This window comes from Nocardioides thalensis (assembly GCF_013410655.1).
GTDB classification, from domain to species: Bacteria; Actinomycetota; Actinomycetes; order Propionibacteriales; family Nocardioidaceae; genus Nocardioides; species Nocardioides thalensis.
In genome coordinates, this window is the sequence record NZ_JACCFP010000001.1 from 1,670,996 (window position 1) to 1,695,000 (window position 24,005).

General features: G+C 72.4%; 25 protein-coding genes and 1 tRNA gene (1 of these 26 cut by a window edge). 12 read left to right on the forward strand and 14 right to left on the reverse strand.

The annotated features are described in order from the left end of the window. Window positions 1-34: 34 nt before the first annotated feature. Window positions 35-871, reverse strand: coding sequence for a hypothetical protein (locus HNR19_RS08250; protein WP_179667464.1), 837 nt, complete (start codon window positions 869-871; stop codon window positions 35-37). Further along, on the reverse strand, window positions 868-1,431 hold the full coding sequence (locus HNR19_RS08255) for an RNA polymerase sigma factor (RefSeq protein WP_179667465.1): 564 nt from the start codon (window positions 1,429-1,431) through the stop codon (window positions 868-870). The genes HNR19_RS08250 and HNR19_RS08255 overlap by 4 nt, the downstream gene beginning before the upstream one ends. Before the next feature lie 96 nt (window positions 1,432-1,527). On the opposite strand from HNR19_RS08255, the gene HNR19_RS08260 reads away from it, so the two are divergent. Next, window positions 1,528-1,950, forward strand: coding sequence for a hypothetical protein (locus HNR19_RS08260; RefSeq protein WP_179667466.1), 423 nt, complete (start codon window positions 1,528-1,530; stop codon window positions 1,948-1,950). A gap of 1 nt (window position 1,951) precedes the next feature. Here HNR19_RS08260 and HNR19_RS08265 read toward each other — a convergent pair whose 3' ends face one another. After that, window positions 1,952-2,296, reverse strand: coding sequence for a winged helix-turn-helix transcriptional regulator (locus tag HNR19_RS08265; RefSeq protein WP_179667467.1), 345 nt, complete (start codon window positions 2,294-2,296; stop codon window positions 1,952-1,954). Between the two features lie 72 nt (window positions 2,297-2,368). On the opposite strand from HNR19_RS08265, the gene HNR19_RS08270 reads away from it, so the two are divergent. Continuing rightward, on the forward strand, window positions 2,369-3,589 hold the full coding sequence (locus HNR19_RS08270) for an MFS transporter (RefSeq protein ID WP_179667468.1): 1,221 nt from the start codon (window positions 2,369-2,371) through the stop codon (window positions 3,587-3,589). Continuing rightward, complete coding sequence (locus HNR19_RS08275; protein ID WP_179667469.1) at window positions 3,574-4,134, forward strand: NAD(P)H-dependent oxidoreductase; 561 nt, start codon at window positions 3,574-3,576, stop codon at window positions 4,132-4,134. The genes HNR19_RS08270 and HNR19_RS08275 overlap by 16 nt, the downstream gene beginning before the upstream one ends. A 27-nt stretch (window positions 4,135-4,161) precedes the next feature. Here HNR19_RS08275 and HNR19_RS08280 read toward each other — a convergent pair whose 3' ends face one another. Together HNR19_RS08280 and HNR19_RS08285 are read right to left on the reverse strand one after the other, a co-directional pair. After that, on the reverse strand, window positions 4,162-6,153 hold the full coding sequence (locus HNR19_RS08280; protein WP_179667470.1) for an MMPL family transporter: 1,992 nt from the start codon (window positions 6,151-6,153) through the stop codon (window positions 4,162-4,164). Between the two features lie 56 nt (window positions 6,154-6,209). Continuing rightward, window positions 6,210-6,821, reverse strand: coding sequence for a TetR/AcrR family transcriptional regulator (locus HNR19_RS08285; RefSeq protein WP_179667471.1), 612 nt, complete (start codon window positions 6,819-6,821; stop codon window positions 6,210-6,212). 108 nt (window positions 6,822-6,929) lie between these two features. Here HNR19_RS08285 and HNR19_RS08290 point away from each other — a divergent pair, with 108 nt between their 5' ends. Genes HNR19_RS08290 through HNR19_RS08300 form a run of 3 tightly spaced genes read left to right on the forward strand, consistent with a single transcriptional unit; the run spans window position 6,930 to window position 10,796 of the window. After that, window positions 6,930-8,315 carry a cytochrome P450 gene (locus HNR19_RS08290; protein WP_246303493.1) on the forward strand — a complete coding sequence of 462 codons (1,386 nt, stop codon included), beginning with the start codon at window positions 6,930-6,932 and terminating at the stop codon, window positions 8,313-8,315. After that, complete coding sequence (locus tag HNR19_RS08295) at window positions 8,312-9,922, forward strand: succinic semialdehyde dehydrogenase (RefSeq protein WP_179667473.1); 1,611 nt, start codon at window positions 8,312-8,314, stop codon at window positions 9,920-9,922. Before HNR19_RS08290 ends, HNR19_RS08295 begins: the two co-directional genes overlap by 4 nt. Window positions 9,923-9,965: 43 nt before the next feature. Continuing rightward, complete coding sequence (locus HNR19_RS08300; RefSeq protein ID WP_179667474.1) at window positions 9,966-10,796, forward strand: SDR family NAD(P)-dependent oxidoreductase; 831 nt, start codon at window positions 9,966-9,968, stop codon at window positions 10,794-10,796. 18 nt (window positions 10,797-10,814) lie between these two features. Here HNR19_RS08300 and HNR19_RS08305 read toward each other — a convergent pair whose 3' ends face one another. After that, window positions 10,815-11,408, reverse strand: a complete 594-nt coding sequence (locus HNR19_RS08305; protein ID WP_179667475.1) for a hypothetical protein — start codon at window positions 11,406-11,408, stop codon at window positions 10,815-10,817. Window positions 11,409-11,631: 223 nt separating this feature from the next. Between HNR19_RS08305 and HNR19_RS08310 the strand changes: the two genes are divergently transcribed. From HNR19_RS08310 to HNR19_RS08320, 3 genes are all read left to right on the forward strand, one after another. After that, entirely contained in the window at window positions 11,632-12,624 is a 993-nt protein-coding gene (locus tag HNR19_RS08310; RefSeq protein ID WP_179667476.1) for an aminoglycoside phosphotransferase family protein, read from the forward strand. A 78-nt stretch (window positions 12,625-12,702) separates the two neighbouring features. Further along, window positions 12,703-14,463: an LCP family protein gene (locus HNR19_RS08315; protein WP_179667477.1), complete on the forward strand. Its 1,761-nt coding sequence runs from the start codon at window positions 12,703-12,705 to the stop codon at window positions 14,461-14,463. Between the two features lie 43 nt (window positions 14,464-14,506). After that, window positions 14,507-14,580: transfer RNA gene (locus HNR19_RS08320), tRNA-Ile, on the forward strand. Window positions 14,581-14,602: 22 nt separating this feature from the next. On the opposite strand, the gene HNR19_RS08325 is transcribed toward HNR19_RS08320, so the two are convergent. Both HNR19_RS08325 and HNR19_RS08330 read right to left on the reverse strand, forming a co-directional pair. After that, the gene (locus HNR19_RS08325; protein WP_179667478.1) at window positions 14,603-14,995 is read right to left on the reverse strand and encodes a hypothetical protein; all 393 of its coding nucleotides are present in this window, start codon (window positions 14,993-14,995) and stop codon (window positions 14,603-14,605) included. Window positions 14,996-15,076: 81 nt separating this feature from the next. Then, window positions 15,077-15,295: a hypothetical protein gene (locus tag HNR19_RS08330; protein WP_179667479.1), complete on the reverse strand. Its 219-nt coding sequence runs from the start codon at window positions 15,293-15,295 to the stop codon at window positions 15,077-15,079. 206 nt (window positions 15,296-15,501) lie between these two features. Between HNR19_RS08330 and HNR19_RS08335 the strand changes: the two genes are divergently transcribed. Next, window positions 15,502-16,149, forward strand: a complete 648-nt coding sequence (locus tag HNR19_RS08335; RefSeq protein ID WP_179667480.1) for a hypothetical protein — start codon at window positions 15,502-15,504, stop codon at window positions 16,147-16,149. 71 nt (window positions 16,150-16,220) lie between these two features. Here the strand turns inward: HNR19_RS08335 and HNR19_RS08340 are convergent, their stop codons facing one another. From HNR19_RS08340 to HNR19_RS08360, 5 genes are all read right to left on the reverse strand, one after another. Further along, the gene (locus HNR19_RS08340; protein WP_179667481.1) at window positions 16,221-16,838 is read right to left on the reverse strand and encodes a TetR family transcriptional regulator; all 618 of its coding nucleotides are present in this window, start codon (window positions 16,836-16,838) and stop codon (window positions 16,221-16,223) included. Continuing rightward, window positions 16,835-17,293 (reverse strand): hypothetical protein, encoded by a 459-nt coding sequence (locus HNR19_RS08345; RefSeq protein WP_179667482.1) that lies wholly within the window; start codon window positions 17,291-17,293, stop codon window positions 16,835-16,837. The genes HNR19_RS08340 and HNR19_RS08345 overlap by 4 nt, the downstream gene beginning before the upstream one ends. Further along, window positions 17,293-18,714, reverse strand: a complete 1,422-nt coding sequence (locus HNR19_RS08350) for an MFS transporter (RefSeq protein WP_179667483.1) — start codon at window positions 18,712-18,714, stop codon at window positions 17,293-17,295. Before HNR19_RS08350 ends, HNR19_RS08345 begins: the two co-directional genes overlap by 1 nt. A gap of 108 nt (window positions 18,715-18,822) precedes the next feature. Continuing rightward, window positions 18,823-19,575 (reverse strand): PIG-L deacetylase family protein, encoded by a 753-nt coding sequence (locus HNR19_RS08355; protein ID WP_179667484.1) that lies wholly within the window; start codon window positions 19,573-19,575, stop codon window positions 18,823-18,825. A 16-nt stretch (window positions 19,576-19,591) separates the two neighbouring features. After that, complete coding sequence (locus HNR19_RS08360; RefSeq protein WP_179667485.1) at window positions 19,592-20,407, reverse strand: DUF72 domain-containing protein; 816 nt, start codon at window positions 20,405-20,407, stop codon at window positions 19,592-19,594. Window positions 20,408-20,509: 102 nt separating this feature from the next. On the opposite strand from HNR19_RS08360, the gene HNR19_RS08365 reads away from it, so the two are divergent. Then, window positions 20,510-21,490, forward strand: a complete 981-nt coding sequence (locus HNR19_RS08365; RefSeq protein WP_179667486.1) for an NAD-dependent epimerase/dehydratase family protein — start codon at window positions 20,510-20,512, stop codon at window positions 21,488-21,490. On the opposite strand, the gene HNR19_RS08370 is transcribed toward HNR19_RS08365, so the two are convergent. Further along, window positions 21,487-22,965 carry a serine/threonine-protein kinase gene (locus HNR19_RS08370; RefSeq protein WP_179667487.1) on the reverse strand — a complete coding sequence of 493 codons (1,479 nt, stop codon included), beginning with the start codon at window positions 22,963-22,965 and terminating at the stop codon, window positions 21,487-21,489. The genes HNR19_RS08365 and HNR19_RS08370 overlap by 4 nt on opposite strands. Window positions 22,966-23,094: 129 nt before the next feature. Between HNR19_RS08370 and tyrS the strand changes: the two genes are divergently transcribed. Beyond that, window positions 23,095-24,005: the 5' portion of a tyrosine--tRNA ligase gene (gene tyrS, locus HNR19_RS08375; RefSeq protein WP_179667488.1), read on the forward strand. It continues 361 nt past the right edge of the window; the window shows 911 of its 1,272 coding nt (coding positions 1-911); its start codon is at window positions 23,095-23,097; its stop codon lies beyond the right edge, outside the window.

The following is a 24,005-nucleotide window of genomic DNA, read 5'->3' on the forward strand; positions in this document are numbered from 1 at the left end:
TGGGCAGTCGCCCGGTCAGGGGCCCTCCGGCATTTCATCGGCCGGATCCTGCGTCCCGCGTGGTGCCGTCGGCGAGCGTCAGCGTGTAGGACCAGGCGCCACCTACCTCGGGGTTGTCCCAGGTGGCCTCGCCCGCCGGCCACCACGCGGCGAACCGGCCACCGTTGACCGACGCCTCGATCTCCATGCCCGACGGCGTGTGGACGGTGACTCCGGTGACGTCGCTGCCGACGTAGCCCTCGACCCAGCTGAACCAGTCGTCGTCGTCGGCCCAGGGGAGGAGCTCGTCGTCGGGCACGGTGCTGCCCGCACTCTCCGTCTCGCGGATGCCGTCGGCGGCGACCTTCGGCGCTGCCGGCGGGTCCTCGCCGCTCGAACCCATGAAGACGCCGTCCGCGTGGTACTCGTCCCGGTCGACCGTCTCGTCGGCGATCAGGCACACCAGCTCCGCCTCCGGGCCGGCGATCAGGACGTACGTCCACGCACCCCGCTGCTCGGCGATCACGACCCGCTCGCCCCGGTCGGGCAGGCCACTGTGGTTGCGGCAGGTCTCGGCGGCCTCGTCCGCGGCGGCGTCGGTGAGCGGCTCCGGCGTGGGCGTCCACGACCCGAAGGCCGAGCCGCCGCCGAGCAGCAGGGCGGGTACGGCGACGCCGGTCGCACCGGCGAGCCCCATCCCTGCCAGCAGCTGCCGCCGACGCCGGCGAGCAGGCGCCGCGGGTGCGGGAGCATCGGTGGACGGATCGACCGGGGTGGCGAGGATCCGGGCGAGCATCGCGTCCGCGCGTTCGCGCTCCGCCACGGTCAGCCCGGTCGGCGGCGCGGCGTCGAGCTCGCGCAGAGCCCGGGTGGTCAGGTCGATGCCGTTCATCGATCGCTCCGATCGGTCGCTGGAAGACCCGGCAGGTCCTCGGGTTCGGTGGATTCGAGGAGGCGCCGCAGCGAGCGACGCGCACGGGACAACCTCAGCCGGAAGGCGACGGCCGTGATGCCGAGCACGGCAGCCGCCTCGGGGGCGGAGAGCTCGTCGAAGACCGACAGCGAGATCGCCTCCTGCTCCGATGCCCTCAGGTGCGGCCAGGCGGTGGCGATGTCGACCCGGTGGGCCACGAGGTCCGGGTGTGCCCCGGCATCGGCGAGCTGTCCGAGCTTGGCCAGCCGGACGGCGACGGCGCCCTGGCGGTCCTCGCGACGGCGGGCGTTCAGCAGCGTGCGGCGGGCGACGCCGAAGAGCCAGGCGCGGGCGTCCGAGAGCTCGGCAGGAACGTCGTCGAGGCGGCGCCAGGCGACGAGCATGACGTCGCCCACGACGTCCTCGGCATGCGCGGGGTGCACGCGCCGGCGCACGAAGCGCAGGACGTCGGCGTACCCCGCGTCGTAGACGTCGCGGAAGCGCTCTTCCCGCTCCCGCGACGTACTGGTCGGTTCCATGCCGTGTTCCTGTCCGAGGGGGCCCAAGTGTGTCAGCCGATCTCGCAAGAGTCTGCGGATCGAGTTCCGTCATGGGTGGTTTGCCAGCATGTGCTCATGGACGAGGAGCACATCCGCCCCGAGGGCGTGGACGACCTGACGGTCGAGGCACTGGGCAACATCTCCGAGGCGCTGGAGGCGATCGAGATCGCCCGCGGCCACCTCTACAGCTTCCACCGGATCACCGGCACCGCCGACTTCACCCTGGAGAAGGGGGTCGACCAGCTGCGCGAGGCCGGGCACACCGAGCTCGCCGACCGGTTCGAGCGCGAGCTCGTCGGGCGCAACGTGCTCTACGGCCGCTGGACCTTCCAGGTCATGGAGGAGTACGACGACGGCTACTACGCGACGTTCAAGCGGCTCGAGAAGGACGCCCGCGACGCGCTGGTCCAGGGCAAGCGTCATCTCTATGAGTCTGAGATGAAGGAGGAGCGCCGCACCCACGGGCGGACCGGGCACGAGCACCGGCCTGACGAGTGATTCACCGGTCGCCGGTGGTCGCCCATCGGTCGGCCCAGTCGCTCAGGCTGGTGATCGCCGCGCTGAGATCGCGTCCCTTCTCGGTCAGGGCGTAGTCGACCCGCACGGGGACGTCGTCTGTCACGCGCCTCGTCACGATGCCCTCGGCCTCGAGCTCGCGCAGCCGCGCCGAGAGCATCTTGTCCGTGAGCTCCGGGATGGCGTCGCGGATCTGTGTGAACCGCGTGGCGCCGTGCAGCAGCGCGCGGAGGATGACCCCGGTCCACCTCCGCCCCACGAGCTCCACCGCGTGGTGGAAGTCGGGACAGAAGGCTCGGTCGACATCGAACCCATCAGCGAGCGCCACTCCCACAACTTACCAGAAGGTAGTCGCTACCGATTGGCACTACCTTCTGTATAGTGACCTACCGAAAGGCAGGTGACTTACGAGATGGCAGTGCGGGCAGGTGGAGGCGCCGGAGAGGCGGCGGCGGTCGGTTACGTCCTGTGGGCGGTGATGGTCGGCACGACGGTCCCGAACGCTCTCTGGGGCTGGTACCAGGCGGAGTGGGGCCTGTCCGCCACCACGGTGTCGGCCGTGTTCGCGGCCTATGCCGCCGCGGTGGTCGGGTCGCTGCTCGGCTGGGGATCGATGGCCGACCGCCGCGGACCGTGGACGCCACTGCGCTGGGGCGTGGTGGCCTCGGCGAGCGCCAGCGCCGTCTCGATCGTCGACGGCGTGCCCGCCCTCTTCGCGGGCAGGGTGCTCGCCGGCGCTTCCGTGGGCCTGGTGAGCGGCGCCGCGGTGGCCGCACTCACCCGGACGCATCCCCGTGGCCCGGGCGGCGCGGCGCGGGTCTCGACGTTCGCGACCATGGCCGGCCTCGCCTCCGGGCCGCTCGTCGCGGCGCTGGTGCTCGAGGCAACGACGTCGACCGCCGACGCCGCCTACCTCGCGCACCTCGTCACTGTCGTGCCGGTGCTGGGCTGGCTCTGGCGAGCCCCGGAGGGTCGGTCCGCGACGGAGCGCCGCCGGCGCTCCGGACGGGTCGCTCCCGACCGTGTCTTCGTCGCGGCGGCAGTCGCGGGCTTCGCGGCGAACGCGCAGCTCGGTCTCTATGCGGTGCTCACGCCCACGCTGCTCGTCGACATCCTCGACGAGAACAGCCTGCTCCTGAGCGGCGTGGCGGGCTGCCTCCTCTTCGCGTCCGCCGGCACCGCACAGCTCGCGACCGCCCACCTGAGCACGACGACGCGGCTGGGGGCGTCGGTGACCTCCCTCGTGGGCGGGGCCGGCGTGGTCACCCTCGCGATGGACGTCGACTCCGTCCCGCTCCTCCTCGCCGCCGTCGGCCTCGGGGGACTCGGCGCGGGCCTGGCCTTCGGCGAGGGGCTCGACGGCGCCACGCGCTCTGCGCCGCCTGAGCGACGAGCGGCCGTCTCGTCGACCTGGTTCGTGGTGGCCTACCTGGGCCTCGTCGGGCCGGTGCTCGGAGCGGGAGCTCTCGCCGAGCGCGTCGGAGCCACGGCCGCAGCGGCGCTGATCGGCGCTGTCGCGACCGTCGCCGTCACCGGCGCCTCCTTGGTCCTCCGGCGCGCGCCGGAGCTGTCCGACACGAGAATCACCACGAGAAAGGACGTGCGGTGGACGCACAGCTGAACCTGGTCGTCATCGTCGGGAGCACCCGCGAAGGGCGAATCGCCCCGCGGATCGTCGACTGGCTCCTCCCCATCACCCGGGCCGATGGTCGGTTCGCGCTCGAGGTGGTGGACCTCCGGGAAGCCGGGTTGCCCGCTCACCTCACCGACGACGTCCCGACCGCGGCCTCGGACTACCTCCAGTGCCTGGCCCGCGCGGATGCCTTCGTCGTCGTCACCCCGGAGTACAACCACGCGTATCCGGCCCCGCTCAAGCAGGCGATCGACCTCGGCCTCGAGGAGTGGTTCGCGAAGCCGGTCGCCTTCGTCTCCTACGGCGGGATCAGCGGCGGCCTGCGTGCCGTCGAGCAGCTGCGACTCGTCTTCTCGGAGCTCCACGCAGTCACGCTGCGCGACGGGGTCTGCATCCCCAACTGCTGGACCAGCTTCGGAGAGGACCGGCTACCGGACGGCGTGGACGTGGCCGCCAAGACGATGCTCGACCGCCTGGCCTGGTGGGCAACCGCGCTGCGCGTTGCTCGAGCGACGCAGCCGTACGCGGCGTGACGGCGCCGACCGACCGGCCGAGTGCGCTCAGCGGCCGGTCGAGAGGCGCCGCGGCCACCAGAACGCGCCGCCGAGGCGGATCGCGATCGCGGGCACCAGCACGGTGCGCACCAGCAGGGTGTCGAGCAGGACGCCGATGCAGATGATCACCCCGAGCTGTGCCAGCACGACCAGGGGCAGCACGCCGAGCACCAGGAACACGGCCGCGAGCAGGATCCCGGCACTGGTGATCACGCCGCCGGTCGCTGCCAGCGCCTGGAGCACGGCGCCACGCGGCCCGTGAGCCGGCAGCTCCTCCATCGCGCGGCTGACGAGGAAGATGTTGTAGTCGACGCCGAGCGCGACGAGGAAGAGGAACGCCAGGAGCGGCGCACCGGCGTCGAGCGCGTCGAAGCCGAGCGGCCCGCTGAACAGCCACCACGAGGCGCCCATGCTGGCCGCGTACGTCGCCACCACGGTGGCGACCAGCACCACCGGCGCGACGAGCGCGCGCAGGAGCACGACCAGGGCCACGAGCACCACCCCGAGGATCAGCGGCAGGATCACCGCCCGGTCGCGCGAGGCGGCCTCGGCCTCGTCGACCGCCTCCGCCTCCTCGCCGACGACATGGGTCTCTCCGAGGTCCTCCACTGCCGCGCGCAGGTCGCTGACCGCCGTACGGGCGTCCGCGGAGCCGGGGTCCGCGTCCAGCACCACCGAGATCTCCGTGACCCCGCCGCCCTCGTCCGAGGTGCGCGCGGACGCCACGCCGTCGACGGACTCGACGCGGGCGCGCACCTGGTCGCCGGGCGCCGTGGTCAGCACCTGCGTGGGCGCGGCGACGCCGGCGGGGAACGACCGGGCGATCCGCTCCGCGCCGACCACCGCCTCCGGCTCGTCGAGGAACTGGTCGTCGACGTCGAGGCCGGTGTCGATCCCGAGCGCACCGACCGAGAGCACGGCGAGTGCGGCCGCCGAGACCACCGCGACCGCGGTGGCGCGGCGTGCCACCAGGGCGCCGAGACGGCTCCACAGCGTCGCCCGATCGGCCAGCGTCGGCGTGCCCTCGTGCGGGATGCGGGGCCAGAACACCCACCGGCCGCACAGGACCAGCGCAGGGGGCAGTACGGCGAGCGCGAAGAACGCGGCGACGACCACGCCGACCGCGCAGGCGAGGCCGAGGCCGCGCGTCGTCGGTGTCAGTGAGAGCAGGAGGGTGAGCACGCCGAGCACGACCGTGACGCTGCTGGCAAGCACCGCGTGCGCCGTGCCGCGGCGGGCGACGGCCATCGCCGCGGACCGGGAGGGGGTCCGGCCCAGCTCGTCGCGGTAGCGGGAGATCAGCAGCAGCGCGTAGTCGGTGCCCGCCCCGAACACGAGCACGGAGAGGATGCCGATCGTCGACTCGTCCCAGGCCATGCCGAGGAGGTCGAGCACCTGGGTCGCGGCCACCGCCGCGAACCGGTCGGCCAGCGCGACCACGGCCAGTGGCACCAGCCACAGCATGGGGGAGCGGTAGGTGATCACCAGCAGCACCGCGACGACCGCGGCGGTGATCAGGAGCAGGCGGCTGTCAGCCCCTTGGAACACCTCGGCGAGGTCGGCGCGGATCGCCGCGGGACCGGTGACCAGCGCCCCCACCCCGTCGGGCAGGTCCGCCCGCGCGCGCTCGCGCAGGCGCTCGACCTGCTCGGCGACCTCGGTGGCCGAGCCGCCGTCGAGCGACACGACCGCCACGGCCGCGGTGCCGTCCTCCGCGGCAAGGATCTCGCCGACGGATCCGAGCGCCCGGGCGTGCTCCTCCAGCGCACCGAGGGACCTGCCGAGGGAGTCGGAACCGTCGCTCGTCTTGTAGACGACCACCGCCTCGATCTCGTCCGCCTGGGGGAGGTCCTCGCGGAGCGCCACGCCAAGCGTGCTGTCGAGCCCGTCGGGCAACGAGTCGGTCGGCCGGGCGCCTCGCTCGGCCTCGCCCAGGCCGAGGAGGGCCGCGATCGCCACCGCGACAGCGGCGAGGGCAAGGGCGGTGCTGCGGCGCATCGAGGTCCTTGGGTCGGGGCGGGGGGAGGTACCCCGTCGGCACAGAACGACCGGCGTCAGCCGTAGAGGCCGAGGAACCCCCGGGTCGCCGCGTCGACGATGTCGTCGGGCGTCGCGTCGACGGCGCCGTCGAGCCAGGCGGTCACCAGCTCGGCCATGCCGCCGATGAAGAGCAGGCCGGCGATCTCGTCCTCGGCCGGGCTGCGTCGGGGGAGGCCCGTCATGGTGCGCGCCTCCTCGGCCGAGCGGTGGGCGAAGTGCCGCAGCAGCTCGGTACGGCGCTGCCGCAGCTCGGGCACCCCGGCTGCCTCGACGATCGCGACCCGTCCCTTGCGCGGGTCGTCGCGCAGGAGGGCGATGAATGCGTCGAGCGAGGCCCGCGTGCGCGCGGTCGGGTCGTCGCCGGCCTCCTCGGCCGCCTCGAGCGTGGTGCTCTCGATCTCCGAGGCGATCGCGTCCATCACCGCCGTCAGCGCCTCGTCGAGCCCGCCGAAGCTCTCGTAGAAGTAGCGCTCGGTCAGCCCGGCCTCGGCGCAGATCGCCGTCATGGTCGTGCGGCGCTCCGGGTCGGCCCACACCGCCAGCGTCGCCTCCATCAGGCGGGCGCGTCGCTCGGCGACCCGCTCCTCCGCCGGGACCCCGCGGTAGACGCCCGATTGCACTGCCATGGCGCCACCTTCTCACGCGCTCAGGTGGCGCTGTCCAGAAGGTTGACAGGACGTCCTTCCTGAATCAGGCTGGGCATGACCGTGGTCACATCTGCCGCAGGAGGCCCGTTGACCAGCACGATCGAGCCCGCGGCACCGCCAGCGGCAGCGGTGGCCGAGCTCAAGCCGATCCCGGACCAGCTGCGCTCCGACCGGGGCCTTCCCCTGATCGGCCGGGTGTTCGACTTCATCAAGGACCCGTTGGCGCTGATGCGCCACCAGTGGGAGACCTACGGCCCGGTCTCCCCGCTGTACTCCGCGCTCGACCAGGGCGTGATGCTCCTCGGGCCGGACGCCTGCGAGGAGGCGCTCCGCAACAAGGACAAGGCGTTCGCCAACGAGCCGGCCTGGGGCAAGATCGTCGGCCCGTTCTTCCACCGGGGACTGATGCTGCTCGACTTCGACGAGCACCACGGCCACCGCCGGATCATGCAGGAGGCGTTCACGCGCGACCGGCTGGCGGCGTACACCGCCCGGATGCATCCCGCGATCGAGCAGGGCATGGCCGGCTGGGCGACCGGTCCGCGGTTCAAGGCCTACCCGGCCCTCAAGCAGCTGACGCTCGACATCGCCGCCGACATCTTCATGGGTGGCGCCCAGGACACCAGCCGCGCGGAGATGGACCACGTCAACAAGGCGTTCATCGACTGTGTCCAAGCGGCCGCCGGCATCGTGCGTGCCAACGTGCCACTGACCCGCTGGGGCAAGGCCTACCGCAGCCGCAAGGTGCTCGAGCGGTTCCTCCGCCACTACCTGCCGGCGAAGCGGGCGACGCGCACCGACGACATCTTCTCCGTCCTGTGCCACATCGAGACCGAGGACGGCGAGAGGTTCAGTGACGACGACGTCGTCAACCACATGATCTTCCTGATGATGGCGGCCCACGACACCTCCACCATCACCACGTCGACGATGCTGCAGTACCTCGGCCAGCATCCCGAGTGGCAGGAGCGGTGCCGCGCGGAGGCGCTCGCGCTCGGGCCCGAGCCGACGCTGCCGGAGATCGAGGGCCTGCACGCCCTCGACTGGGTGATGAAGGAGGCGCTGCGGCTGCGCGCACCCGTCCCGCTGCTGATGCGCCGAGCCGTCAAGGACACAGCGATCCAGGGCTACCGGATCCCGGCCGGCACCGACGTGATGGTCGGCGTCCAGTTCTCCCACGTGATGGAGGAGTACTGGACCAACCCGATGGTGTTCGACCCCGAGCGGTTCTCGCCCGAGCGCCGCGAGGACAAGTCGCACCGCTACGCCTGGGAGCCGTTCGGCGGCGGCGTGCACAAGTGCATCGGCCTCTACTTCGCCGGCATGGAGGTCAAGGCGATCATGCACCGGCTGCTGCGCAACTACCACTGGACCGTCGACCCGGGCTACCGCGCGCCGCTCGACAACCACTCCCTGCCGTTCCCCAAGGACGGCCAACCCCTCCACCTCGTGCGGAACAGGAGCACCCGATGACCGCGACCGCCGACGCCCCCACCCCGGTGACGACGACCACCAGCAGCCACCGCCCCGCCTGGGTCACCGACCGCCGGCTCGCCTCCTGGAACCGGTGGGTCGCCTGCCCGGTCTCGGGCGGCGCCAAGACGCTCACCGCGATCGCGCCGTACGACGAGATGCCGACCGCTCCCGTGCCGGCCTGCACGCCGGACGACGTGGTCGCCGCGGCCGAGGCGGCTCGCCGGGCGCAGGCCGACTGGGCCGCGCTCACCCACGGTGCGCGCGCCGAGGTCATCCTGCGCTTCCACGACCTGCTGGTCGAGCGGCAGGACGAGATCATGGACCTGATCCAGTGGGAGATGGGCAAGGCCCGCTTCCACGCGTGGCAGGAGGTGCTGCAGGTCGCCAACCTGGCCCGTCACTACGCCGTCCACGGCGCGAAGTACCTCGCCGACCGCAAGGTCCGGGCCGCGATCCCGGTCGCGACCAAGGCGCGCGAGGTGCGCAAGCCCAAGGGAGTGGTGGGCATCATCTCGCCGTGGAACTACCCGCTCTACCTCGGCGTCGGTGACGCCATCCCGGCGCTGCTGGCGGGGAACGCCGTCGTCGGCAAGGCCGACCCGCAGACGCCGCTCACGCTGCTGTGGACCCGCGCCCTGCTCGCCGAGGCGGGGCTGCCCGAGCACGTCTGGCAGGTGGTCACAGGGCCGGGTGCGGCCATCGGCGAGGCCGTCGTCGACAACGTCGACTACATCAGCTTCACCGGCTCGACCGCCACCGGCCGCCTCGTCGCGCAGCACGCCGCACGCCGGCTGATCGGCGCCTCCCTCGAGCTCGGCGGGAAGAACCCGCTCGTGGTGCGCGCCGACGCCGACCTCCAGCAGGCGGCGAGGGGCACGGTGATGGCGGCCTTCGCCAACACCGGTCAGATGTGCATCCACATCGAGCGGGTGATCGTGCACACCGACGTCTACGACGCCTTCAAGGAGGCCCTGCTCGCCGCCACCAGCGGGCAGAAGCTCGGCCAGGCCTTCGACTTCTCCTACGACATCGGCTCGCTCGCCTCGCGCGCGCAGCTCGAGAAGGTCTCGGCGCACGTCGACGACGCCGTCGCCAAGGGCGCGACGGTGCTCGCCGGGGGCAAGGCGCGTCCCGACCTCGGCCCGCTGTGCTACGCCCCGACCGTGCTCGAGGGCGTGACCGACGAGATGGACCTCTGCCTCGGCGAGACCTTCGGACCGGTCATCGCGCTCTACCGCGCCTCCGACGACGAGGACGCCTTGCGCGTGGCCAACCAGGGCCGGGCCGGCCTCTCGGCCAGTGTGTTCAGCAAGGACCTCGACGCCGCCGACGCGTTCGCGCGCAGGATCCGCGCCGGCTCGGTCAACATCAACGACGGCGCGGCGCTGGCCGCGGGCTCGATCGAGGCCGGCATGGGCGGCGTGGCAGAGAGCGGCTCGGGTCGCCGACACGGCGGCGAGGGCATCCGGAAGTACACCGACTCCCAGACCGTCGCTGCGTCCCGGATCGGCCCGGTCGGTCCGCTGCCCGGCCAGACGCTCGAGAAGTTCGTCGCGATGGGCAACGGCCAGCTCAAGCTGCTGCGCCGGCTCAAGGTCCGCTGACCGCGGACGAAGACTCAGTCAGAACGAAACCCCGAGGTGACCAGTGGCCCGTCAGATCTCCGGAATGTCCATCATCGTGACCGGCGGGGCCCGCGGCATCGGCCGCGCCACCGTCGAGCGCTTCGCGCGGCAGGGAGCAGCGGTCGCGATCGGTGACCTCGATCCCGACATCGCCGGCGAGGTCGCGGCGCCGTACGGCGACCGGGTGGTGGCCGCGCGCCTCGACGTCACCGACCCGGCCTCCTGGGCCGAGTTCCTCGGCGAGGTCGGCCACCTCGGGCCCTGGGACGTGCTGGTCAACAACGCCGGCATCATGCCGCTGGGCTCGGTGCTCAAGGAGCCCGACTCGGTCACCCAGGCGATCTTCAACGTCAACGTGCACGGCCCGATCAACGGCATCAAGGCGGTCACGCCCGGCATGGTGGAGCGCGGGCGCGGCCACATCGTCAACGTCGCCTCGGCCGTCGGCCGGCTCGCCGTGCCGGACGGCGCGACCTACTCGGCCTCGAAGTTCGCCGTCGTCGGGTTCAGCGAGGCGATCCGGCAGGAGTTCGCGCCCCACGGCGTGGACGTGTCGCTGATCCTGCCGACGGTCGTGCAGACCGAGCTCGCCGCCGGCGTCCCGGCGGCCAAGGGCATGAAGCCGGTGACCCCCGACGACGTCGCCCGGGCGATCGAGTCCGTGGTCCGCAAGCCCCGAGCCGAGGTCTGGGTGCCCAACTGGGTGCAGGGCCCGACCAAGCTCACGCAGGCGCTGCCTCGCAAGGTGCAGGACGTGCTGGCCAAGACCAACGACGCCAGCACCGTGCTCGCGCAGGCCGACCCTGCGGCGCGCGCCGCCTACGAGGAGCGGGCGCGCCGCAACGCCAGGTGAGCGGCCCCGGGTCGCTCGTCAGACGACGGGCTCCGGAGTGTTGCCGCGGAGGATCAGTGGCCGGTCGGCGTTCCGCTGCACACTGATCCGGCGCTCGGCGACGTTGTCGATGACCCGGATCGCGTCGATGTCCGGGTGCTGTCCGTCGCCGGGCAAGCGATCGTAGGGCAGGTTGTCGTTCACCTTGATGCTGTTGCCCGCGCGGTTGTCGCGGAGCATGATCCGCCCGTCGTTGCGGGTCACCATGATGTTGTTGTCGGCAAAGGTGAAGCAGATCGCCACGTTGTGCGACCGGGTCACCTTGACGTTGTTGCCCACCGGCGGGTCGAACCGGCAGTTCTCGGGACCGATCTTGACGTCGCGCTGGGCGCCCTTGATGTGGAGGTTGCGCTGGACCTCGGTGTTGATGACGTACACGTCGACGGCCTGGTGCAGCGCTTTGAGGTTGCCGAGCACGACGGCGTTCTCGAGGTAGCACGACGCGCCCTTGGGGACGCGGACGCTCGCATAGCGGCCGGTGTAGGGATCGTCCTTGGTGTTGTCGCAGATCAGCCGCTCGGGCCCGGGAGCCTGGGCGGACGCCGGAGACGTGGGGGAGAGGGGGCTGCTCATGGCGGTGACCGCCAGGAGGGCAGCAAGAAGTGTCCTGTGCATGGGCCTGTCTTTCTCGGGAGGGAGCGTGGCCCGCACGGTGTGCGTCCCGAGAAGTGCGACCCGGTCGGACCGAACGTCAGGTACCCCCAGGTCGCGGGTCCAGCCGCTGTCAGAAACGGCGAATTCCTGAACAGGAAAACCCGGTGGCGCGGGCAGGTCCGGCGGGAGCAGGCTTCGCCCTGTGACGTGGACCAGCGCGGTGTGGACGACCGTGGAGTTCCGGGAGGAGCTCCGCGACTTCGTGGCGCCCGTGGTCGGCGAGCCGACCGTCCTGGAGCCCCTCGACGTGCGGCCCTGGTCGACCGTGTGGCGGGTCGAGAGCGCGGCCGGCGTCCACTACGCCAAGCAGAACTGTCCCGGCCAGGCGCACGAAGCGGCGCTGGTCGTCGAGCTCGCCCGGATTGCCCCCGAGCGCGTGGCGCCCGTCGCAGCGGCCGACCCCGCACGCGACCTGCTGCTCACCCCCGACCTGGGTCCGACGCTCCGCGCGTCCGGGGCCGCCGCCGACCCCGACGTGTGGTGCCGCATCGTGGCCGAGGCCGCCGCCCTCCAGCGTGAGGTGGCGACCCACGTGGCCGAGCTGCCGCTGCGGGTGCTGCTGCCGGCCGACGCCACGACGTACGTCGCCGATGCGGTCGGCCGGCTGGCCGCGCTGCCCGCCGGCGACGCGCGCCGTCTCCGGCCCGAGGAGGCGCTGCGCATCGAGGCCCTGCTGCCGGACATCGGTGAGTGGTCTGACGAGGTGGCCGACCTGGGCCTGCCGATCACGCTCAACCACAACGACCTCCACGACAACAACGTGATCGCGCCGGCCGGCGACGCGTCGCTGCGGTTCTTCGACTTCGGCGACGCCGTGCTCGCCGAGCCGCTCGGGTCGCTCCTCATCCCGCTGAGGTTCTGCGCCGACGTCCTCGGGGCCGGCCCCGACGACCCCCGGTTGCACCGGGTGGTCGACGCCGCTCTCGAGGTGTGGACCGACGTGGTGCCGGCCGCCCGGATGCGCGCTGCCCTGCCGGCCGCCCTCCAGCTCGGGCGGTTGGCCCGGGCGGAGTCCTGGCGACGGTGCGTCGCCTCGATGACACTCGCCGAACGAGGGGAGTACGGCGCCGCTCCTGCCGAGTGGCTCGGTACGCTCGGTGAGGATCCGCCGGTGGGCACACGCCCACGGATGTGACGCAGCGCTCGGGCGTAGCGATACTTTTGCGGCGCGGGACGGTCCCGTGCCCGAGTCCGAGGGTGTCGAGAGGTACGAATGGCCGAGCCGACGAGCCGCGGTGGAGCACGCCGTGCGCCCCGGTCGATCCGGCTGTCCGCACGCGAGCGCCGTCGCCTCGAGCACCAGCAGCGCAGGGGCGGCAGGCGCGCGCTGAGCACCGACGAGGTGCGCGCGCAGCGGCGCGCGGCGCGCCGTACGGGCACCAGCCGCAAGGGGGCTCCCGCCGCGACGCCGCGCGCGGCGGTCGCGGCTCCCGCGCCGACCTCGCTCGCTGCGACCACCGCGACCGCCGCTACCACGACGACCCCGCGCACGACGCGCAGCGCCGGTGGCCGACGCGCGCTGCGACCGGGCGAGCGCCGCACCCGCGGGCTCGCCGGCACCCTGGGCATGACGTTCCTGGGCGCCGTCGTCCCCGGCTCCGGCTACCTGTACGCCGGCCGCAAGCTCATCGGCGGGATCGTGATTGCCGGCTGGGCGATCATCGCCGGCTTCGTCGCGTGGTACTTCGGGCGTGACTGGCGGCGCGGGCTCGACCTCGTCTTCGACCCGCAGCTGCTCAAGATCGTCCTCGGCGTGGTCGTCGGCCTGCTGCTCGTCTGGCTCTTCGTCGTGTGGACGTCCTACCGCCTGGTCCGGCCGCGGGAGCGCCCCCGCTGGCACACCTGGGTCGGCAACATCGCGGTCGTCGTCTTCTGCGGGATCATGGCCGCCCCGGTCCTGCGCGCGGCGCAGTACGGCATGGCCACCGCCGGGTTCGTGGAGCGGGTCTTCGACAACAACGAGACCGCGACCGCGCCCGACGACGTGACCCATGAGGACCCGTGGGCCGGGCGGGAGCGCGTCAACGTGCTGCTGCTCGGCGGCGACGGGGGCGAGGGCCGCGAGGGCGTGCGCACCGACAGCGTGATCCTGCTCAGCATCGACACCCGCACCGGGAAGACGGTCACGTTCAGCCTCCCGCGCAACATGGCGAACGCCCAGTTCCCCGAGGGCAGCCCGCTGCGGGAGGAGTACCCCTACGGCTTCAGCAACGGCGACCCCGCCAGCGGCGACTTCATGCTCAACGCGATCTACCGCAACATCCCGGCCTGGCACCCCGGCATCCTCGGCAAGAGCACCAACGAGGGCGCCGATGCGATCAAGCAGGCCGTGGAGGGGACGCTCGGCATCCCGGTCGAGTACTACGTGCTCGTCAACCTCGACGGCTTCAAGCAGGTCGTCGACGCGATCGGCGGCGTCGACGTGAACATCAACGAGCCGATCGCAGTGCAGGGCTGCACCGACTGCGGCACCCCGCCCGACGAGTGGATCCCGCCGGGGCCGGACCAGCACCTCAACGGCTACTACGCCCTCTGGTTCGCCCGCGGCCGCGTCGGCTCCGACGACTACGAGCGGATGGAGCGCCAGCGCTGCATGGTCGACGCGATCGTCGAGGCGGCCGACCCGGCCAACGTGCTGCGGCGCTACCTCGACCTGATCAAGGCCGGCGAGGAGATCGTCTACACCGACATCCCGCAGGAGCTCGCGTCCGCGTTCGTCGATCTCGCGCTGAAGGTCAAGGGCGCGAAGATGAAGTCGGTGGTCTTCCAGACCAACGACGAGTGGACCTCCGCCGACCCCGACTTCGACTACATGCACGAGCTGGTCGACCGGGCCCTCAACCCGCCGCCGCGCCAGCCGGGCAGCGGTGGCGAGGAGCCGGTCGTCGACCGCGCCGAGGACGCCTGCGCCTACAACCCGACGGGCGAGACCGTCGAGGACGCGATCGCGACGTACGGCGTCGGCGGCTCCTGAGCGAGCCCGGCGCATCGATCCCCACTAGGGTGAGCCCACCCCAGGGGCGGTAGCTCAGTCGGTCAGAGCAGAGGACTCATAATCCTTGGGTCGTGGGTTCGAGCCCCACCCGCCCTACACAAGCTGGCCGGTCGACACCTCAGGCCGGCAGGAACGGTGCGTTCAGCCGCTGCAGCCAGTCGCCGAGGGTCGGTAGCAACTCGTCACCGAAGGCCGTGTCGACCCCGAAGTAGCGCAGCCCCACCACGATCACCGCCGTGAACGCGAGCAGGAGGGCGAGCGGCGTGAGCGCGCCGCCCGCGACGTTCGGTCGGCTGGTGGTGGCCAGCCCGACGAAACCGAACGCGATGCCGAGGATGCTGGCTGCGAGGGCGAGCGCGTGCATGACGGAGAACGGTGCGGCGAGCGCAGCGAACAGGCCGAGCAGGAACCCGAGCTCGGCCGCAGCGGACGTGTGGACGCGGGGATCCGGCGACGCGTCGAAGAGTCCGGCGAGGTCATCGCCCTGGGAAGAGATGCCTCCCGCGGCCATGCTGAATTCTACGCCCCGAAATCGAAGAACAGGAGCCCTGGCGGGACCGGCTTTCCTGGGTGGACCTCCCGATGGCTGCGCTCAGGCGTACGCGCTGACCCGCCTCAGCATGTCCATGCTCGGGAACCGCGTCTCGCGGACCTTGTCGAGCAGGATCGCGGTGTAGGCGGACAACTCGTCCGGCCCCAGCAGCTTCTCCGCCATGTCCATCATCGTCGACGACGGAAAGCGGTCCTCCTCGATCTTCTCCAGCAGCATCTGCAGCACCTCGCGGCGCACGTCCACGGCTCCGTCCGACATCTCGTCGCTCCCTCCCTCGAAGTGTCAGCGGAGCCGGTACCCGTTCGCATCGCCGATCAGCCGGGTTCCGCAGAGCTCCGGTCATGGGCTGCGCGGTCCGGGGTACCGGCGACCCATGGGCGGCTCGGGGGTCGGCCGCAACCGGCGGTCCCCGGCGCCGTTAGGGCTGGCGGGGGCGAACGACCCCCGCTGGGGAGGGAGTCATCATGTTCAAGTCAGATCAGCGTGCGGGCCCGCGCCTGCGCCGGGTCCTGGCGCTGCTGGTCACGGTCGCGACCGTGGCGCTGGTGACCCAGCCGGCGCCGGCCGAGGCCGGGCGCAAGGGCTGGGGATCTCCGGTCGTCGCGGTCACGGACGAGGGATCGATGCGCGCCCCGGTGCGCTACCGGTCCGACGACGGCTGGTTCCGCGGCCGCTTCGTCCCGAGCAGCTTCGAGGTCGTCGGCGAGGAGATCGTCGCCCACGGCACCGTGACCGGGCTCGCGCACGAGAAGGGCGACCGGACCCGCAAGGTGTCCGAGGACGTCTCGCTCCCGGTCGCCCTCTCGGGCGCGACCGGTGGCGGCCAGGCGACGATGCGCGGGCCCGGCCTGGCGGGCGGCATGGCCGCCGCGGCCGCGACCTGCGACGTGCTCAACCTGGTGCTGGGGCCGCTGGACCTCAACCTGCTCGGTCTGGAGATCCATCTCGACCAGGTGGTCCTGGACATCATCGCCAACCCGGCCGGCGGACTGCTGGGTGACCTGCTATGCGCCGTCGCCAACCTGCTGGACGGCGGACCGCTCGCGGGCCTGCTGGCGCAGTTGACCGATCTGCTCGAGCAGATCCTCGGCGCGCTCAACCTCGGCGGCTGACCCCCGGCTCGGAGTCCCCGGTCGCCCCCTGTTGGCCGGGGACTCCGTCCTGCTGCTCAGGACGGCGCGCGCTACCCCCGTGGATCGGGTACGACGCCGCCGGGCGGCGTGAGCAGCCCCAGCATGGTGGCGGCGATCGCGCGCGGCGCGTCCTCCGCGGCCATCTCGCCGGCATAGACCGCCGCCGACGCGGCGTGGGTGGCGGTGTGCAGCATCGTCACCAGCCACGACACCGGAAGGTCGTCGCGGAAGCGGCCCTCCGCGCGGCCCCGCTCGAGCAGTCGCTCGGCGCGGGCGCGGGGGGCCTCGTGGGCCGCCTCCATCTCGCCACCGGGAAGGGTCCGCTCGGCCGCGACCACCAGGGCGCCGTACCGGTTCGTGATCGTCCAGGTGGCGTCGATCAGCCGTCGCAGAGCGTCGACCGGGTCACCGGACAGGTCGACCGCGGACAGCGCGGCCTCCGCGTCCTGCATCGCGCGGTCGACGACCGCGCCGACGAGCGTCGCCCGGGTGTCGAAGTGACCGTAGAGCGTGACCCGGCCGACCCCGGCGGCCTTCGCGATCTCGTTGATGCTCGCGTCGGGATCGCGCGCCAGGCACCGGGTCGCCGCGTCGAGGATCGCCGCCGCATTCCTGCGGGCGTCGGCCCGCTGCTGCCGGCCGGTGGTGGCTTCGTCGGTGCTGGTCACGATGCGGCGATCGTAGTCCCTCGCGGATCCGACTCGGCCGCCGCGACCGCCGCGCCGTGACGGGAGTGGCAGCCGGCGTACTCCTCCCACCGCCAGGCCATCGCGACGAGCATGAGGACGAACATGCCGACGTGGCCGACCATCATCAGCCCGTGCTCGCCGATCGCCCCGGCCCAGTGGAACGGCATGGCCAGGACGAAGCCGGCGTACATCGCGGCGCTCATCTCCAGCGTCGGCGCCCAGGCGTGCCCGCGGAGCCGCATCCAGGCGGCCATCGGCACGGCCATCGTCGTCGCCATGACCAGCGACTCGACCTCCGCGGACCGCAGCCAGTGGGTGTCGGCCGCGCCGCTCGTGGCCAGCATCCACACCGGCCAGAGCACCATCATCCCGACGAGCATCGCGACGACCATCTCGAGGTAGTGCAGGGAGAACCTGCGGATCTGCGTGAACATCAGTGGAGACCTCCGGTGTGCGGGACGGAGCCGGTGGTCCGTCCGGGGACGAGGACGAGGGAGACGAGGGCGGCCGTCGCGGCGACGGCGGCGGCGAGGGTGAAGCCGTCGGTGAACCCGGCCGCCGTGGAGCCCGCGATGCTCGCGGCCGCGACGCTGGAGATGACCGCCGCGCCGAGCGAGGCGCCGAACTCGTGGAACGTGCTGACGATGCCGCTCGCGATGCCGGCCTCGTGCGGGGCGATCATGCCGAGCGCCGTGGCCGATGCCGCCACGAACAGGACGCCGAGGCCGAGGGCGCCGCCGGCGATGCCGACCACCACCGCCGTTGCGCCGTCGAGGAGCGCCGGCACGGAGAACCCGAGCGCGGCGACCACGAACCCGCTCGCGGCGAGGACCCTGGCGCCGGTCCGGGCGATCAGATGACCGCCGGCGGTGGCGCCGGCCATCGTCGCGATCGCGATCGGCAGGAACAGCACGCCCGTCAGCAGCGCGCCCTTGCCGGCGTGGTGCTGGAGGTAGAACGTGCCGAGGAAGAAGCCGGCCACCATCAGCGCGGTCGCGGAGACGATCAGGAACGTGCCGGAGGCGACCGGTCGACGTGCCAGCAGCCCGAGGTCCATCAGCGGTGTCCGGGCGGTCCGCTGCCGCAGGCCGAACAGCAGGTAGAGGACGACGGACCCGGCGAGGAGGAGGAGCGTGGTGCCGTCGGTCCAGCCGCGGTCGCCGGCGCCGATCAGCGCGTAGATCCCGGTGCCCGTCGCCGCCGTGACCAGCGCGGCGCCCAGGACGTCGACGCCGGACGCGGACCGAGTCGCGGCGCGCGGCAGCCGCCGGGTCAGCACGACGGTCACGACGATGCCGATGGGGACGTTGACGAAGAACACCCACGGCCACCCGGGGCCGGCGGTCAGGACCCCGCCGAGGAGCACGCCGAGCGCGGCACCGCCGCCGCCCAGCGCCGACCAGATGCCCATGGCACGGTTGCGCTCCTCGCCCTCGAAGAGGTGCAGCACGGCGGCGAGCGCCGCGGGAGAGAGGAGGGCGGCGCCGAGGCCCTGCGCCACCCGGCCGCCGATGAGCAGCTCGGGCGTCTCGGCGAGGCCGGAGACCAGGGAGGCGCCGGTGAAGACGCCGAGCCCGGTCAGGACCACGGCGCGGGTGCCGAGGATGTCGGCCGCGCGGCCGCCGAGCAGCATCAGGCCGCCGAACGCGAGGGTGTAGGCGCTCACCACCCAGGTCGTGGCCTCACGGTCGAGCCCGAGGTCGGCGCCCATGTGGGGCAGTGCGATCGCGACGACGGTCACGTCGACGATCAGCATCAGCTGGGCGATCCCGAGCAGCGCCAGGGTCGACCAGCGGCGGGGGTCCGGGGCGGGAGAGGTCGTCTCGGTCGCCGCGGATGCGGGGGTAGAGGTCATGCCAGGCTCCTAAGTCGAACAGTGATGTTCAGGATAATAAGTTGAACACCGGTGTTCGACAAGAGCATTCCCGAGCCTGTTCGCCCGGCCGTGCGGAACCGCTCCGGGTCAGTCCCCCCAGCCCATCGGGAACACCTCGAACGCCGCGGCCATCGGCACGCCCAGCCGCGTGCCCGTCGGGCGGGCGAAACCCTCGAGGAACTCGCGGGGGTCCCAGTTCTCCCAGCCGAGGCCGTCGATGTAGGCCCGGTGCGCCTCGAGCGAGGCGACGCCCGCGTCGAACGTCTCGGTGGTGTCGACGCCGTGCTCGGCCAACGGGGAGCCGAACGCCCACACCTCGCGAACGCCGCCCCACGGCTCGAGGCCGTCGACGAGCTGGTCGGCGAAGATCCAGCGGTTGCCCGCGTCGCGCACGGCGTCCACGACGGCCCGCCCGACGGCGATGTGGTCGGCCTGGTTGAGGTTGCGACCGCCCCAGGTGTCGCGGAAGTTGCCGGTGATGACGATCTCGGGGCGGTGGCGCCGTACGACCTCCGCGAGCAGGCCGCGCAGCGCGACGCCGTACTCGAGGACGCCGTCAGGCTGGTGGAGGAACTCGACGGTGTCGACCCCGACGATCCGCGCGGACTCCACCTGCTCCTGCTCCCGTACGACGCGGCACTCGTCGGGAGCGACGCCGTCGATGCCCGCCTCGCCGCTGGTCACCATGCAGTAGGCGACGGACTTCCCCTGTCCGGTCCAGCGCGCGACCGCGGCGGCCGCTCCGAACTCCATGTCGTCGGGATGGGCGACGATGCACAGCGCCCTCTCCCAGCTCTCGTCCAGCGGCTGCAGCGGTGGGGGCGGAGTCTGCGTGGTCATCCGTGGAGCATGCCACTCAGCTCGCCAGGATCTCCTGAAGCCTCACCGCGTCGTGCGGGGCGTGGCCGCGGGCGTCGTTGTCGAAGTAGACGAACGTGTCGGCCGACTCCGCCCACGCGCGGCAGCGGTCGGCCCACCGGTCGAGCGCAGCGTCGGAGTAGCCGCTCGTGTAGAGCTCGGTGTCGCCGTGCAGCCGCACGTAGACGACGTCGCTCGTCACGGCGTCCGGCTCGGGCCAGCGGCCCGCGGTGTCGGCCACCACGCAGCCGATGTCGTGCCTCCGGAGCAGGGCGAACGCCTCCTCGGTGCAGAAGCTGGGGTGCCGGAACTCCAGGACGTGGTGCAGCGGCCGGTCCGCGTCGGTGGTCGTGAGCAGCCGGTCCCCGGTCAGGCGGCCGTCGTGGTGCTCGGCGAGCTTGGCCGCCTCGGTGGTGGAGCGGGGGAGCAGGTCGAAGAAGTCGGCGAGCAGCCCGGCGTCGTACCGCACCGACTCCGGCAGCTGCCACAGCACCGGCCCGAGCTTCGGGCCGAGGGCCAGCACGCCCGAGGCGAAGAAGTTGGCGAGGGGTGCCTCGACGTCGCGCAGCCGCTTCATGTGCGTGATGAACCGACCGCCCTTGACCGCGAACACGAAGTCGTCGGGAGCGGCGTCGCGCCAGGCGGCGTACGACGACGGGCGCTGCAGCGAGTAGAAGGAGCCGTTGATCTCGATCGATCCCATCCGAGCCGCGGCGTACGCGAGCTCCTCGCGCTGGACGAGGCCGCGCGGGTAGAAGTCGCCCCGCCAGCGGGGATACGCCCACCCGGAGATGCCGACGCGGATCCTGTGCACCTCCGGGAGGTACCCGGGTCGCCGGTCACTATGAGGCCGGATCCCGTTCCGCCCTGAGCGGAACCGCTTGTCCGGCCGGAGCCGACGGGGTGGGGTGAGGCCATGGATCTCCTCGTCCTGGGCGGCACCGTGTTCCTGTCGAAGGCTGTGGCCGCTGACGCCGTGGCGCGCGGGCACCGCGTGACCTGTGCGTGCCGCGGCACGTCGGGGTCCGTCCCCGACGGCGCCGAGCTGCTGGCGTGGGACCGCTCCGAGCCCCCGCCGCCCCCGCTGGTCGAGCGGCGGTACGACGCCGTCGTCGACGTCGCGCGCCACCCCTCGCGCGTGCGCAGCGCAGTGCGTGCCCTGCCCGACCCGCACTGGGTCTTCGTCTCCACGATCAACGTCTACGCCGACGACTCCACGCCGGGCGGCCGGCCCGGCACGCTCCCGCTGCGCGAGGAGATCCCGGACGACGTCGACCTCGCCACCGACCCCGAGGCGTACGGCGGCATGAAGGTCGCCTGCGAGCGGATCGTCACCGAGGGCGCGCGCACCTCCGCGGTCGTGCGGCCCGGCCTGATCGTCGGGCCCGGCGATCCCACGGGCCGGTTCACCTACTGGCCCAGCCGGGTCGCCGACGGGGGCGAGATCCTCGCGCCGGGCTCGCCGGAGGACGTGATGCAGGTGATCGACGTGCGTGACCTGGCGGCGTGGATCGTCACGATGGCGGAGCGCCGGACGGAGGGCGTCTACGACGGCGTCGGCGAGCCGATGCCGATCCGCGACCTGCTCGCCGCCTGCGAGGTCGGCGCCGGGCAGAGCCGCGCTGCGACGTACACCTGGGTGGGGCAGGACCGCCTCCAGGAGCTGGGCGTCGAGCCGTGGATGGGCGACGACGCCATCCCGCTGTGGCTGCCGCGGCCCGAGTACGACGGCCTGCCCGCCCATGACGTCGCGCCGTCCCTCGAGGCGGGGCTGTCGCTCCGGCCGGTCGCCGAGACCAGCCGCGACACGCTGGAGTGGCTGCGCGCCACCCCGGACGCGCCGGTCACCGGCATCAGCCGGGAGCGTGAGGCAGAGCTCCTCGCTGCGGTGCGCTAGCTCGCGGTCGCGCCGGAGATCAGGAAGCTCTCGCCTTCCCGCACGAGCTGCAGGGTCACCGTCTCGGTCTTGCTGCCGACGCTGGGGATGGCGTACTTGTAGGTGTAGGTCACCGTCATCGCCCCGGGATCCGCGGAGATGTCGAGGATGCGGGGATTGCTCATCGGGCCCCAGAAGTCGCTGTAGTCGGGGCTCTGGGCCTGGTAGTCGGGCGTGAGCATCTTGAACCCCTGGCCGGGACTCGCGCTCGCGGTCATGACGTAGGAGGTCGCGAAGTCCTCGAGCTCCTTCTCCGTGGGCTGCTCGGGCGCGTCAGTGGTGTCGCTCGGCGCGGGCGACCCGCCCTCGCTCTGCTCGCCGCCGGTCTGCGAGGTCGCGTCACCGGCGAGCGAGGGCTGCTCGTCGTCGCCACCGCTGTTGAGGAGGAAGATCACGCCGATGACGGCGACGACAGCGGCGATCGCTCCGCCGATGACGGCGAGCGTGCCCGCGCGCCGGTCGCGGGAGGGCTCGCCCGCGACCGTTCCGGGCTCGAGCGGGGCGGGCGGGCCGATGATCGTCAGGCCGTCGTCGGCGGGCGGCGGCGACGACGGCGGGGGCGCCAGGGGCGCGGTCGCCACCGCCGGCGTCTCGCGGGTCGGCGTCCGGTCGAGGATCGCCGCCGCGGCCGCCTGGTCGGACGGACGGGCGCGGAGGTAGTCGCGCACGTCGGCCATCGACGGCCGCTCGGCGGCGTCGCGGCTCATCGTCATCTCGAGCAGCGGTGCGAGCCACCCGGCGTTGCGCAGCCGCGGGGGCTCCTCGTGGACGATCTTGTACATCCCGCCCAGGACGTTGTCGCCGACGTCGTACGGCGGCCGCCCCGCGAGCGCATGGAACATCGTCGCGCCGAGCGACCACACGTCGCTCGCGGGCGTGGCCGAGGCGCCCGACGCGACCTCGGGGGAGAGGTACGCCGGCGAGCCGGTCACCAGGCCGGTCTGGGTCAGCGAGGGGTCCGCCACGCCACGGGCGATGCCGAAGTCGGTCAGCTTCACGCTGCCGTCGTCGCCGAGCAGGATGTTGGACGGCTTCACGTCGCGGTGGACGATGTCGGCCGCGTGCGCCGCGGCGAGCGCGTCGGCGATCTTCGCGAGCAGCGGTGCCGCGGTGTCCGGGGGCATCGGCCCGCGGTTGTCGATCGCCTTCGCGAGGGTGGTCCCGGCGACGTACTCCATGACCAGCCAGTGGCTGTCGTCGGTCTCGACCAGGTCGAAGACGGCGACGACGTTGGGGTGGTTGACCCGGGCCGCGAGCCGGGCCTCGCGCTCCGCGCGGAGGATGTCGGCGTCGACGGCGCCGGGCGGCATCCCGACCCGCTTGACCGCGACGTCGCGGCCCAGCACCTCGTCGCGGCCCAGCCAGACAGCACCGGAGCCGCCGCGCCCGATCTCCCGGTGCAGCGTGTATCTGTCGGTCACTCGTACGGCGCTCATCCCGCCCTCCACACTATCTGCGACAGCGAACCCGTTCGGCGCGCCGTCCGGCGATGGGGCAGGCTTGCGTCGTACGACCGCTCGGCAGAAGACCCGGGGGAGACCCGGTAGAGAACGGAAGGCAGTCCCTTGTCCGTGGACCCCCACCTCCTCGACGACCTCGAGTGGCGCGGCCTCGTCGCCCACTCCACCGACCGCGACGCCCTGCTCGCGGCGCTGTCGGAGGGAAGCGTGCGGTACTACGTCGGCTTCGACCCCACGGCGCCGAGCCTCCACATGGGCAATCTCGTCCAGCTGGTCACCGCGCGCCGCCTCCAGCAGGCGGGCCACACGCCGTACATCCTGGTCGGCGGCGCCACCGGCATGATCGGCGACCCGCGTGACTCGGGGGAGCGCACCCTGAACTCGCCGGAGACAGTCCGGTCCTGGACCGACAAGGTGCGGGCCCAGGTGTCCGCCTTCGTGTCCTTCGAGGGCACCAACGGGGCCACCGTCGTCAACAACGCCGACTGGACGAGCGGCCTGTCGACGATCGACTTCCTGCGCGACATCGGCAAGCACTTCCCCGTCAACCGCATGCTGGCCCGCGAGACCGTACGGCGCCGCCTGGAGAGCGGCATCAGCTACACCGAGTTCTCCTACGTCCTGCTCCAGTCGATGGACTTCCTGACCCTCTTCCGGGAGCACGGGGTCACGCTCCAGTTCGGCGGCTCCGACCAGTGGGGCAACCTCACCGGCGGGGTGGAGCTGATCCGCCGGGCCGACGGAGGCGAGGCGCACGCCTTCGCCACGCCGCTGATCACCAAGGCCGACGGCACCAAGTACGGCAAGACCGAGGGCGGAGCCCTCTGGCTCGACCCCGCGATGATGGCGCCGTACGCCTTCCACCAGTTCTGGCTCAACGTCGAGGACGAGAAGGTCGGCGAGCTGCTCCGGATCTTCACCTTCCTCTCACGCGACGACATCGAGGCGCTCGAGGCCCGGCACGCGGAGAAGCCGTTCCTCCGCGAGGCGCAGAAGGTGCTCGCCGACGAGGTCAC

Excerpts from the sequence above, each read along its gene's own strand:
- HNR19_RS08250 (WP_179667464.1), bottom strand. The coding sequence starts at position 871 with ATGAACGGCATCGACCTGACCACCCGGGCTCTGCGCGAGCTCGACGCC.
- HNR19_RS08260 (WP_179667466.1), top strand. The coding sequence starts at position 1,528 with ATGGACGAGGAGCACATCCGCCCCGAGGGCGTGGACGACCTGACGGTC.
- HNR19_RS08280 (WP_179667470.1), bottom strand. The coding sequence starts at position 6,153 with ATGCGCCGCAGCACCGCCCTTGCCCTCGCCGCTGTCGCGGTGGCGATC.
- HNR19_RS08315 (WP_179667477.1), top strand. The coding sequence starts at position 12,703 with ATGGCCGAGCCGACGAGCCGCGGTGGAGCACGCCGTGCGCCCCGGTCG.
- HNR19_RS08370 (WP_179667487.1), bottom strand. The coding sequence starts at position 22,965 with ATGAGCGCCGTACGAGTGACCGACAGATACACGCTGCACCGGGAGATC.
- HNR19_RS08295 (WP_179667473.1), top strand. The coding sequence starts at position 8,312 with ATGACCGCGACCGCCGACGCCCCCACCCCGGTGACGACGACCACCAGC.
- HNR19_RS08305 (WP_179667475.1), bottom strand. The coding sequence starts at position 11,408 with ATGAGCAGCCCCCTCTCCCCCACGTCTCCGGCGTCCGCCCAGGCTCCC.
- HNR19_RS08335 (WP_179667480.1), top strand. The coding sequence starts at position 15,502 with ATGTTCAAGTCAGATCAGCGTGCGGGCCCGCGCCTGCGCCGGGTCCTG.
- HNR19_RS08255 (WP_179667465.1), bottom strand. The coding sequence starts at position 1,431 with ATGGAACCGACCAGTACGTCGCGGGAGCGGGAAGAGCGCTTCCGCGAC.
- HNR19_RS08345 (WP_179667482.1), bottom strand. The coding sequence starts at position 17,293 with ATGTTCACGCAGATCCGCAGGTTCTCCCTGCACTACCTCGAGATGGTC.
- HNR19_RS08355 (WP_179667484.1), bottom strand. The coding sequence starts at position 19,575 with ATGACCACGCAGACTCCGCCCCCACCGCTGCAGCCGCTGGACGAGAGC.
- HNR19_RS08365 (WP_179667486.1), top strand. The coding sequence starts at position 20,510 with ATGGATCTCCTCGTCCTGGGCGGCACCGTGTTCCTGTCGAAGGCTGTG.
- HNR19_RS08285 (WP_179667471.1), bottom strand. The coding sequence starts at position 6,821 with ATGGCAGTGCAATCGGGCGTCTACCGCGGGGTCCCGGCGGAGGAGCGG.
- HNR19_RS08350 (WP_179667483.1), bottom strand. The coding sequence starts at position 18,714 with ATGACCTCTACCCCCGCATCCGCGGCGACCGAGACGACCTCTCCCGCC.
- HNR19_RS08325 (WP_179667478.1), bottom strand. The coding sequence starts at position 14,995 with ATGGCCGCGGGAGGCATCTCTTCCCAGGGCGATGACCTCGCCGGACTC.
- HNR19_RS08330 (WP_179667479.1), bottom strand. The coding sequence starts at position 15,295 with ATGTCGGACGGAGCCGTGGACGTGCGCCGCGAGGTGCTGCAGATGCTG.